Origin of the sequence: Terrisporobacter muris (assembly GCF_024621905.1) — a bacterium.
GTDB lineage: Bacteria > Bacillota > Clostridia > Peptostreptococcales > Peptostreptococcaceae > Terrisporobacter > Terrisporobacter muris.
The window spans coordinates 19,407-29,925 of record NZ_JANKBY010000010.1; the positions used below are offsets into that span (position 1 = coordinate 19,407).

The 10,519-nt window shown below is 31.6% G+C and carries 11 protein-coding genes; 10 read left to right on the top strand and 1 reads right to left on the bottom strand.

Annotated elements, in window-relative coordinates:
• Window positions 1-3: 3 nt before the first annotated feature.
• From fabK to NSA58_RS01800, 10 genes are all read left to right on the top strand, one after another.
• Entirely contained in the window at window positions 4-939 is a 936-nt protein-coding gene (gene fabK, locus NSA58_RS01755; protein WP_074079936.1) for an enoyl-[acyl-carrier-protein] reductase FabK, read from the top strand.
• On the top strand, window positions 932-1,882 hold the full coding sequence (gene fabD, locus NSA58_RS01760; protein ID WP_074429605.1) for an ACP S-malonyltransferase: 951 nt from the start codon (window positions 932-934) through the stop codon (window positions 1,880-1,882). Before fabK ends, fabD begins: the two co-directional genes overlap by 8 nt.
• Before the next feature lie 25 nt (window positions 1,883-1,907).
• Window positions 1,908-2,648, top strand: a complete 741-nt coding sequence (gene fabG / locus NSA58_RS01765; protein ID WP_074079938.1) for a 3-oxoacyl-[acyl-carrier-protein] reductase — start codon at window positions 1,908-1,910, stop codon at window positions 2,646-2,648.
• Window positions 2,649-2,657: 9 nt separating this feature from the next.
• A complete protein-coding gene (gene fabF, locus NSA58_RS01770; protein ID WP_074079939.1) occupies window positions 2,658-3,893 on the top strand; it encodes a beta-ketoacyl-ACP synthase II in 1,236 nt (411 codons plus the stop codon).
• Window positions 3,894-3,907: 14 nt separating this feature from the next.
• Window positions 3,908-4,408, top strand: a complete 501-nt coding sequence (gene accB / locus NSA58_RS01775; RefSeq protein ID WP_074079940.1) for an acetyl-CoA carboxylase biotin carboxyl carrier protein — start codon at window positions 3,908-3,910, stop codon at window positions 4,406-4,408.
• Window positions 4,409-4,831 (top strand): 3-hydroxyacyl-ACP dehydratase FabZ, encoded by a 423-nt coding sequence (gene fabZ / locus NSA58_RS01780; protein WP_074429606.1) that lies wholly within the window; start codon window positions 4,409-4,411, stop codon window positions 4,829-4,831.
• A gap of 8 nt (window positions 4,832-4,839) precedes the next feature.
• Window positions 4,840-6,192 carry an acetyl-CoA carboxylase biotin carboxylase subunit gene (locus NSA58_RS01785; protein WP_074429607.1) on the top strand — a complete coding sequence of 451 codons (1,353 nt, stop codon included), beginning with the start codon at window positions 4,840-4,842 and terminating at the stop codon, window positions 6,190-6,192.
• A complete protein-coding gene (accD, locus tag NSA58_RS01790; RefSeq protein WP_074429608.1) occupies window positions 6,185-7,057 on the top strand; it encodes an acetyl-CoA carboxylase, carboxyltransferase subunit beta in 873 nt (290 codons plus the stop codon). Before NSA58_RS01785 ends, accD begins: the two co-directional genes overlap by 8 nt.
• The gene (locus tag NSA58_RS01795) at window positions 7,047-7,847 is read left to right on the top strand and encodes an acetyl-CoA carboxylase carboxyltransferase subunit alpha (RefSeq protein ID WP_074079944.1); all 801 of its coding nucleotides are present in this window, start codon (window positions 7,047-7,049) and stop codon (window positions 7,845-7,847) included. The genes accD and NSA58_RS01795 overlap by 11 nt, the downstream gene beginning before the upstream one ends.
• 235 nt (window positions 7,848-8,082) lie before the next feature.
• Window positions 8,083-9,606 carry a CoA-acylating methylmalonate-semialdehyde dehydrogenase gene (locus NSA58_RS01800; RefSeq protein WP_074079945.1) on the top strand — a complete coding sequence of 508 codons (1,524 nt, stop codon included), beginning with the start codon at window positions 8,083-8,085 and terminating at the stop codon, window positions 9,604-9,606.
• Between the two features lie 107 nt (window positions 9,607-9,713).
• Here NSA58_RS01800 and NSA58_RS01805 read toward each other — a convergent pair whose 3' ends face one another.
• Window positions 9,714-10,475, bottom strand: coding sequence for a DeoR/GlpR family DNA-binding transcription regulator (locus NSA58_RS01805; RefSeq protein ID WP_074079946.1), 762 nt, complete (start codon window positions 10,473-10,475; stop codon window positions 9,714-9,716).
• Between the last annotated feature and the right edge of the window lie 44 nt (window positions 10,476-10,519).

The following is a 10,519-nucleotide window of genomic DNA, read 5'->3' on the forward strand; positions in this document are numbered from 1 at the left end:
AATATGAAAACTTCAAGGATAACAGAATTACTTAATATAGAATATCCAATAATTCAAGGAGGTATGGCTTGGATTTCTGATGCTAATTTAGCAGCGGCAGTTAGTGAGGCAGGAGGCTTAGGAATTATAAGTGGAGTAGGAAGTACAGACGATGTTAGAGCTGAAATCAAAAAAACTAAGTCACTTACTAAAAAGCCCTTTGGAATTAACATAATGCTTATGAGAGATAACATTGATGAAATTGCCAAACTAGTATGTGATGAGCAAATTGCTGTAGTAACTACTGGTGCAGGAAGTCCAGGTAAATATATTGAAGATTGGAAAAAACATAATGTGAAAGTAATACCTGTTGTCCCTTCTGTAGCAATTGCAAAAAGGATGGAAAAATTCGGTGCAGATGCAGTTATAGTAGAAGGGATGGAAGCAGGAGGTCATATTGGTCAATTGACAACTATGAGTTTAGTACCTCAAGTTGTGGATGCAGTGGATATCCCTGTAATAGCAGCAGGAGGAATAGGTGATGGAAGGGGTATGGCAGCATCACTTATGCTTGGAGCTTGTGGAGTTCAAATGGGAACTAGATTTTTAGTATCTGATGAATGTAAGGTACATGAAAATTATAAAGATAGAGTTTTAAATGCAAAAGATATAGACACTGAAGTTACTGGAACAAGCACATCTCATCCAGTTAGAGTTTTGAGAAATAAACTTACTAGAGAATATATTAAGCTAGAAAAAACTAATGCTGATCCTGTGGAGATAGAAGCTTTAGGAAAAGGAGCCTTAAGAAGAGCTGTAGTAGATGGAGATATTAATAACGGCAGTGTTATGGCAGGTCAGATAGCTGGTCTTGTTAGCAAGAAACAAAGTTGTGAAGAAATTATAAATGAATTAATGAGTGAATTAGATTTAGTACTTGGGAGGGTTTGCAATGAGTAATAAAATAGCATTTCTTTTTCCAGGTCAAGGATCACAATATATAAACATGGGAAAAGACTTATATGACAATATAGATAGTTGCAAAGATATATTTGATAGAGGTGAAGAAATCCTAAATATGCCTATAAAGAATTTAATTTTTAATGGTTCTATTGAAGAATTAACAAGGACTAAAAATAGTCAGCCAGCAATAATGCTAACATCTTTAGCTTGTGTAAAAGCTTTAGAAGAAGAAGGAATTGAAGCTAGTTATGCGTTAGGATTATCTTTAGGAGAATATGGAGCCTTAGTATATGGAGGAATGCTTTCTTTTGAAGATGGAATGAAGCTTATAAAGAAAAGAGCACAGATTATGGATTCAGAAGTAAGTTCAGAAGAAGGAACTATGGCAGCTGTATTAAAGCTTGATAATGAAAAAGTTGAAGAGCTTATAAAAAGAGCTAGTGAGTTTGGTCTTGTGGAAGGTGCAAACTATAACTGTCCTGGGCAAGTTGTAATATCAGGAGATCATAAGGCGATAAAAGCAAGTATGAAAATAGCAAAAGAACTAAAAGGAATAGTAGTTCCTTTAAAAGTAAGTGGACCTTTCCATAGTTCAATTTATGAAAAAGCTAGTTATAAATTTTATGAAGAATTAAAAGAAGTAAATATAAACAAATTTGAAAAGACCGTTTACTCTAATGTAAAAGGAAGTTCTTATGAAGAAAGTGATGATGTGAAGGAGTTATTAAGACAACAAATAATGTCATCAGTACTTTTTGAAAAGAGTATAAGAGATATGATTGACAAAGGTGTTAATACTTTTGTAGAGGTAGGTCCAGGTAAAACTTTAACTGGATTTGTAAAGAAAATAGATAAAGATGTAAAAATCTATAATGTGGAAGATTTAAAGTCTTTAGGAGAAACAGTTGAAAGTTTAAAACTTGAAAAAATTAATGCTTAAGCTTTGAATAACGGGAGGAAAATTAATGTTACAAGGAAAATGTGCAGTAATTACAGGTGCTTCTAGAGGTATAGGTAGAGAAATTGCTTTAAAATATGCCAAGGAAGGTGCTAATATAGTGCTTAATTATAGAAATAGTGAAACAGAAGCTCTTCAGTTAAAGGAAGAATTAGATAAGTTAGGATCTAATACTTTGATTATCAAAGCGAATGTAAGTAATTTTGAAGAAGCTGAAAGATTAATAAAAGAAGCTAAAGAAGTTTTTGGAAGAGTAGATATATTAGTTAACAATGCTGGTATAACAAAAGATAATTTAATAATGAGAATGAAAGAAGAAGATTTTGATAGTGTTATAGATGTTAATTTAAAAGGAGCATTTAATTGCTTAAAGGCAGTAACTCCAATAATGATAAGGCAAAAAGAAGGTAAAATAATAAATATGTCTTCTGTAGTAGGTGTTATAGGTAATGCAGGGCAGGTAAATTACTGCGCATCAAAAGCAGGCCTTATCGGTATGACAAAGTCTTTAGCACGTGAAATCGGAGGCAAAAACATTAATGTAAATGCCATTGCTCCAGGATTTATAGATACTGATATGACAAAAGTTCTTAGTGAAGATCAAAAGAAAAATATAATGTCTCAAGTGCCTCTTAAAAGGTTAGGTCAGGCAGATGATATTGCTAATTTAGCATTGTTTTTAGCTAGTGAGCAATCTAATTATATAACAGGTCAAGTCATCCATGTTGATGGCGGAATGGCAATGTAGGAGGTTTTTATGAGTAGAAGAGTAGTTATAACAGGTGTAGGTGCTATTACCCCTATAGGAAATAGTGTTGAAGAATTTTGGACTAATGCTAAAAATGGAAAATTAGGAATCGACTTTATTAAGTCAATTGAGGTTGAAAATCTAGATGTGAAAATAGCTGGAGAAGTTAAAGACTTAAAAATAGAAGATTATTTAGATAAAAAAGAATGTAGAAGACTTGATAAATTTACACAATATGCACTTATAGCAAGTGAAGAGGCAATAAAACAATCAGGTCTTAATATGGATGAAATAGATAAAAATAGAGTTGGTGTAATGGTAGGTTCGGGCATAGGAGGTTTTCATACTCACGAAAATGAATTTGGAAATTTACATAAAAAAGGACCAAAAAGAATATCTCCAATGTATATTCCAATGACTATTATTAATGCAGGAGCTGCCAATATTGCTATAAAGTATGGAGCAAGGGGAACTTGTACATCAGCTGTAACAGCTTGTGCCACAGGAACTAATAACATAGGAGATGCATTTAGACATATAAAACATGGATATGCAGACGTGATGATAAGTGGGGGGTGTGAAGCATCTATTACTCCAATAGCTATAGCTGGATTTAGTAATATGAAAGCTTTAAATTCTAAAAACACACCTGAGAAAGCATCTATACCATTTGATAAAGATAGAAGTGGATTTGTTATGGGGGAAGGTGCAGGTATATTAGTTATGGAAAGTTTAGAGCATGCCCTAGAAAGAGGAGCAAATATACTATGTGAAATAGTAGGATATGGATCAACTTGTGATGCATACCATATAACTTCTCCAGATCCAGAAGGTATAAGTGCATCAAAAGCAATGAAAGATGCAATTGACGAAGCAGGGATAAATACAAGTGAAGTTTCTTATATAAATGCTCATGGTACATCAACACCATATAATGATTTATTTGAAACAAGAGCGATTAAAAAAGTATTCAAAGAAGATGCAAAAAATATTCCTATTTCTTCAACTAAATCGATGACAGGTCATTTATTAGGAGCAGCTGGAGCAATAGAATCTATAGCTTGTATAAAATCTTTACAAGAAGGGTTTATACATCCAACTATAGGTTATAGTGAAAGTGAAGAAGAACTTGACTTAGACTATGTTCCTAATGTGGGAAGAGAAAAAGAACTTAGATATGCTTTAAGTAATTCGTTAGGGTTTGGTGGTCACAATGCTTCGTTATTATTTAAAAAATGGGACTAAAATAGGAGGAAAATATGAGATTTGATGAAGTAAAAGAACTTATTGAACTTATTAATAACTCCGACTTATCTTATTTTGAAATGAGAGATGATAAAGAGTTTATAAAAATGGATAAATCAATTACAAGGAATTATATATCTAATAGTAATGATTTATTTGATAATAATTTAAATAAGTTAGCTATTACTGATTTAAGTAATGATGTTGATATAAAAACAGAAGTTAAAGAAAATATTGAAGAAAATTACCCTTCACAAAATAATGATGATGCAGATGTAGAAGCAATAGTTTCACCCATAGTAGGTACGTTTTATGAAGCCATGTCTCCAGAAGATGAGCCATTTGTAAGCATAGGTCAAAAAATAAACAAAGGCCAAGTAGTTTGTATTGTTGAAGCCATGAAACTTATGAATGAAATTAGTGCAGAATTTGATTGTGAAATAGTAAGTGTATTAGGTGAAAATGGAAAAATGGTTCAATACGGAGAGCCATTATTTAAAGTAAGGAGAGTATAAATGTTAACTGTTAAGGAGATAAGAGATATTTTACCTCATAGATATCCATTTTTAATGATAGATAGAGTAGAAGAAGTAGTAGAAGGAGAAAGTGCAAAAGGTTATAAAAATGTAACTATAAATGAAAATTTTTTCAATGGACATTTTCCTGATTATCCTGTGATGCCAGGAGTATTAATATTAGAAGCATTGGCTCAGATGGGAGCAATATGTATACTTTCCATGGAAGACTTTAAAGGAAAAATAGGATTTTTAGTTGGAGCAGATAAAGTAAGATGGAAAAAGCAAGTAACACCTGGAGATAAGCTTGAGCTAGAAATAGAGATAGTAAAACTAAGAGGAAGTATTGGCATTGGAAAAGGTAAAGCTACTGTAGATGGAAGTTTAGTTTGTGAAGGCGAAATAATGTTTGCTATTGGGTAGGTGATATTATGTTAAAGAAAATTCTTATAGCTAATAGAGGAGAAATTGCGGTAAGAATAATTAGAGCTTGTAGAGAGCTTAATATAAGTACTGTGGCAATTTATTCTGAGAAGGATAAAGATGCTCTTCACACACAAATGGCAGATGAAGCTGTTTGTGTGGGAGGTCCCCTTAGTAAAGATAGTTATTTAAATATGGCAAATATTTTGAGTGCATGTGTTTTGACGGGGTGTGAAGGTATACATCCCGGTTTTGGATTTTTATCGGAAAATCCAAAGTTCGCAAAAATGTGTAAAGAATGCAATATAAAATTTATTGGTCCAGATTATGAAACTATTGAGCTAATGGGAGATAAAGCAAGAGCTAGAGAAATAATGAAAAAAGCAAATGTTCCTGTAGTACCAGGATATGAAGGAGAAATACTTTCCTATGATCATGCTCTTGATTTAGCTAAGGATATAGGATTTCCACTAATGATAAAAGCCGCTGCCGGTGGTGGTGGTAAAGGAATAAGAATAGTAAGAGACATTAATGAATTTAAACATAATTTTGAAGCTGCCAAACTTGAAGCAAAAGCTTGTTTTGGTGAAGATAAGGTTTATATTGAAAAATTTATAGAAAATCCAAGACATATAGAATTTCAAATCTTAGCTGATGAACATGGTAAAGTAGTTCATCTAGGTGAAAGAGAATGTTCACTGCAAAGAAATAACCAAAAGGTTTTAGAAGAAGCTCCATCTGTTTTTTTAAATGATAATTTAAGAGAAAAGATGGGAAAAGTTGCAGTTAAAGCAGCAGAGGCTGTTGATTATAAAAACGCAGGAACAATAGAATTCTTAGTGGATAACAATGGAGAGTTTTATTTTATGGAAATGAATACAAGAATTCAAGTTGAACATCCCATTACAGAAATGGTTACTAATATAGATATAGTAAAAGAACAGCTAAAAATAGCTTCAAATATGGAAATGGAAATTAATCAAGAAGATATAAAAATATCTGGTCATGCTATAGAGTGTAGAATAAATGCAGAAGATCCGAAGAATAATTTTAGACCATGTCCAGGAGTAGTGACAGAATTATATACTCCATCAGGATTGGGAGTTAGAGTAGACAGTGCTATTTATTGTGGTTATGAAATTCCACCATATTATGACTCAATGATAGGCAAGCTAATTACATTTGGAGATGACAGAGAAAATGCCATAATAAAAATGAAAAGAGCTTTAGATGAATTTGCTATAGGTGGAGTTACAACAAATATAGATTTTCAATATGAAATACTTGAACATGAGGATTTTATAAATGGAAATTATAATACTTCTTTTATAGAGAATAAGTTGGTGAATAATAATGCTTAAAAATTTATTTAGAAAAAGAGAATATGTAATGGTAAGTTCTAGAACTCTAAATGATGATTCACATCTTCCTAATATACCTAATGGAAAATGGATTAATTGCCCAAAGTGTAAGAACATACTTTATAAAGAAGACTTGGAAAGAAATCATAAAGTTTGTATAGGTTGTGGACATCATTTTAATATTTCAGCTAAAAAAAGAATAGAGCAAATATTTGATGAAAATAGCTTTGTGGAGATGTTTGATGATGTAAAAACAGGGAATCCACTAAATTTTGAAGGATATGAAGATAAATTAGAATTAAACCAAGTAAAGTCAGGTTTAGAAGAAGCTGTCATAGCTGGAACTGGAGAAATAAAATCTCTAAAAGTGGCAACTGCAATTATGGATAGTAATTTTATGATGGGAAGTATGGGATGTGCTGTTGGGGAAAAGATAACACGAATTGTGGAGTATGCCACAGAAAATAAACTTCCTCTTATTATTTTTACAGCATCAGGAGGAGCTAGAATGCAAGAAGGAATTTTCTCTCTTATGCAAATGGCTAAAACTTCTCTTGCCATATCTAGACATGACAATGCAGGACTACTATATATTAGTGTCATAACTCATCCAACAACAGGAGGGATTACAGCTAGTTTTGCCATGGAAGGAGATATAATCATAAGTGAGCCAAATGCAGTTATTGGATTTGCAGGAAGAAGAGTAATAGAAAATACAATAAATGAGAAGTTACCAGAGGATTTCCAAAGTGCAGAATTTGCATTGGAAAAGGGATTTATAGATTCTATTGTAAAAAGAAGAGATTTAAAAAACTACTTAAATAAAGTTTTAAGATTACATGGGGTGAGTGAAAATGCAAAATAATGAAGATATAATATGGGATAAGGTAAATCTAGCAAGACACAAAGATAGACCGAATGCTAAGTTTTATATAGAAAATATATTTGATGATTTTATTGAACTCCATGGTGATAGATCTTTTAGAGATGATAGAGCTATAATTGGTGGAATTGGTAGTATAAATAATATAAATGTTACAATTATTGGTATAAATAAAGGTAAAAATACAAAAGAAAATATAGATATGAACTTTGGAATGGTTCATCCAGAAGGTTACAAAAAAGCATTGAGGTTAATGAAGCAAGCAGAAAAGTTTAAAAGACCTGTTATTTGTTTTGTTGATACTCCAGGTGCTTTTTGTGGTATAGGAGCGGAAGAGAGAGGTCAAGGTCATGCTATTGCTCAAAACTTATTAGAAATGAGCAGATTGAAGACTCCGATAATATCAATAATAATAGGAGAAGGTGGTAGTGGAGGCGCTTTGGCCCTTGCATTAGGAGATAAAATATACATGATGGAAAATTCCATTTATTCAATTTTATCTCCAGAAGGATTTGCATCTATACTATGGAAAGATATGAGTAAAGCTAAAAAGGCAGCTTCAGCAATGAAGATAACTTCTCAAGATTTAAAGGATTTTGGGATAATAGATGATATTATAATGGAACCAGAGAACGGAGCTCATACAAATCCAGTTCAAGCTGTTGATAATATAAAAAAGTATATACAAACAGATTTAGAAAAATTGAAAAATTTGAACTATGAATATTTGTTAAAAAATAGATATAATAAGTTTAGAAAAATAGGTAATTAAGAAGATGATAAAAATAGCATGATTTTTAAATTATAAAATAAAATCCCGAGCTCTTTTGAGACTGGGATTTATTTTTATGCAAATAAATATTGTTAAAAAATAAACTAATTTTAAGTGAAGTAATATATTGAAAATATTACCAGGATGTAATACAATATAATCAAAATATAACCAATATATCATAAATATATAACACGTTATTTTGTTTGTGAAAATATAATAGGGGGGAAGTTTGATGGAAAAGGAAGATGTAAAGATAAGAAAGTTTATGTACTATGTAAATGGAGAATATAAAGAATCTAGTACGGAAAAGTATACAGAAGTATATGACCCGAGTACGGGAAAGGTTGAGGGATTAGTACCATGTTGTACAGAATTAGAAGTAGAAGAAGCTATACAAGCTGCAAAAGCTGCTTTCCCAGTTTGGTCATCTACACCAGTTATGAAGCGTTCACAAGTATTATACAAGGTTCGCCAATTAATAGAAGAAAATTTAGATGAATTAACTGAATTAGTTGCTAGAGAACATGGTAAAGTTTTAGATGAGGCAAAAGGTGATGTATTAAAAGCAAAAGAAGGTACTGAACTTGCTTGTCAAATTCCTACTCAAATGATGGGTGACTCATTAATGAATATATCTAATGGTGTTGATACAGTTTTGTATAGAGAATCAATAGGTGTATTTGCAGGTATAGTTCCTTTTAACTTCCCAGCTATGATACCTATGGGATGGATGGCACCATCTTGTATAGCAGCCGGTAATACAATAGTACTTAAGGTTTCAAGTTCTACACCTAGAACAGCTCTTAGAATGGTTGAATTATACAAAGAAGCTGGAGTACCAGATGGTGTTATAAATGTAGTTACTTGTACAAGAAATGAAGCAGAAATATTCTTAACTCACAAAGATGTAAAAGGGATAACTTTTGTAGGAACTACTAACGTTGGGAAGCATATATACTCAACTGCTGCAGCTCATGGAAAAAGAGTTCAAGCTTTATGCCAAGCTAAAAACCATGCACTAGTACTTAAAGATGCAGCCATAGAAAGATCTGCTGCAGGTATTATAAATGCTGCATTTGGTTGTGCAGGGGAGAGATGTATGGCACTTCCAGTAGTTGCTGTCGAAGAAGAAGTAGCAGATGAATTAGTAGAAGCTATAGTAAGACTTGCTAAGGATATAAAAGTAGGACCAGCTTATCATAAAGACAGTACCTTAGGTCCAGTTGTTGATGCAAAACATAAGGCGAATGTATTAAACTGGATAGAAAAAGGTATAGAAGAAGGTGCAGATTTAATATTAGATGGAAGAGATGTTAAGGTAGAAGGTTTTGAAAATGGATTCTACATAGGACCAACTATATTTGATAATGTAACAGAAGATATGTCTGTGGGAAGTAATGAAATATTTGGACCAGTACTTTGTATAAAAAGAGTTAAGAGTTTTGAACATGGTTTAGAATTAATGAATAATAATCCATTTGCAAATGGATCTATAATATATACTCAAAGTGGATACTATGCAAGAGAATTTTCAAAGAGAACTCATGGAGGAATGGTAGGGGTAAACGTTGGTATACCTGTTCCTGTTGGAGTATTTCCATTCTCTGGACATAAAGATTCATTCTTTGGTGATTTACACTGTTTAGGAAAAGATGCAGTTAGATTCTTTACAGAAAGCAAATGTGTAACAACTAGATGGTTTGATGAACAAGAAATGAAAAATACTAAAGTATCTACATGGGACGGTACTATGTAAGAGTAGAAATTTCAAAAAAGGTGTAATACATATTTATGTATTACACCTTTTAATTTTGGTTATAGGATATAGCTAATAATCTTATTAACTGTATGCAATTAGTTATTTTACTCATCACATATAACTAATGATATATCATTTGAGTAGCAAAAGTTTGCATATTTCTTAGGTGGATTTTTATCTGTAATTAAATAATCAATATCTTCCAATTTCCCATAAGTAACTAAGGAAGAGTGGTCAAACTTAGATGAGTCTACTAATAAGTATGTAGATAGACTCTTTTCCATAGCTAGTTTTTTAATCTCTGACTCTAAAGGATGAGAATTTGTAATACCGCATTCTATAGAGATACCAGTAGAAGCCATGAAGGACTTAGTTATATTATATTTCCTTAAAATAGTTGTTGTATCTACACTTACAAGGGAATTTGTTTTTCTAATTAAATTCCCAGGAAGACATATTATATTTAAGTTAGAATAATCTAATGACTTTACTACTATTTCTAAATTATTTGTTATTATTGTTATGTTTTGCTTATCTTTTAAATAATCAATAACAGAAAGAGTAGTAGTACCAGAATCCATAAAAATAACATCTCCATCGTTTATGTAATTAGCACATTGCTCTCCTATTTTAGATTTAGAGGTAATATTTTTAATACTTCTTTCGTTAAAAGGGATTAATGTTGGAGCTTCATTAAGAGCAACACCACCATATACTTTTTTAATAGTACCTTTATTTGTTAATTCGTTGATATCTCTTCTAATTGTATTTTTAGATACTTCAAAAACCTCACAAAGTTTATCAAGAGAAACATTTTTATGTTGTATAATATACTCTTCTATATCTGAAATTCTATTTGTTCTCATATTGTTTTTCACCTCCATAATCCATTATAATTCTGTTTACATAT

Coding starts and splice junctions, on each gene's coding strand:
- fabK (WP_074079936.1), top strand. CDS start 4: ATGAAAACTTCAAGGATAACAGAATTACTTAATATAGAATATCCAATA.
- fabD (WP_074429605.1), top strand. CDS start 932: ATGAGTAATAAAATAGCATTTCTTTTTCCAGGTCAAGGATCACAATAT.
- fabG (WP_074079938.1), top strand. CDS start 1,908: ATGTTACAAGGAAAATGTGCAGTAATTACAGGTGCTTCTAGAGGTATA.
- fabF (WP_074079939.1), top strand. CDS start 2,658: ATGAGTAGAAGAGTAGTTATAACAGGTGTAGGTGCTATTACCCCTATA.
- accB (WP_074079940.1), top strand. CDS start 3,908: ATGAGATTTGATGAAGTAAAAGAACTTATTGAACTTATTAATAACTCC.
- fabZ (WP_074429606.1), top strand. CDS start 4,409: ATGTTAACTGTTAAGGAGATAAGAGATATTTTACCTCATAGATATCCA.
- NSA58_RS01785 (WP_074429607.1), top strand. CDS start 4,840: ATGTTAAAGAAAATTCTTATAGCTAATAGAGGAGAAATTGCGGTAAGA.
- accD (WP_074429608.1), top strand. CDS start 6,185: ATGCTTAAAAATTTATTTAGAAAAAGAGAATATGTAATGGTAAGTTCT.
- NSA58_RS01795 (WP_074079944.1), top strand. CDS start 7,047: ATGCAAAATAATGAAGATATAATATGGGATAAGGTAAATCTAGCAAGA.
- NSA58_RS01800 (WP_074079945.1), top strand. CDS start 8,083: ATGGAAAAGGAAGATGTAAAGATAAGAAAGTTTATGTACTATGTAAAT.
- NSA58_RS01805 (WP_074079946.1), bottom strand. CDS start 10,475: ATGAGAACAAATAGAATTTCAGATATAGAAGAGTATATTATACAACAT.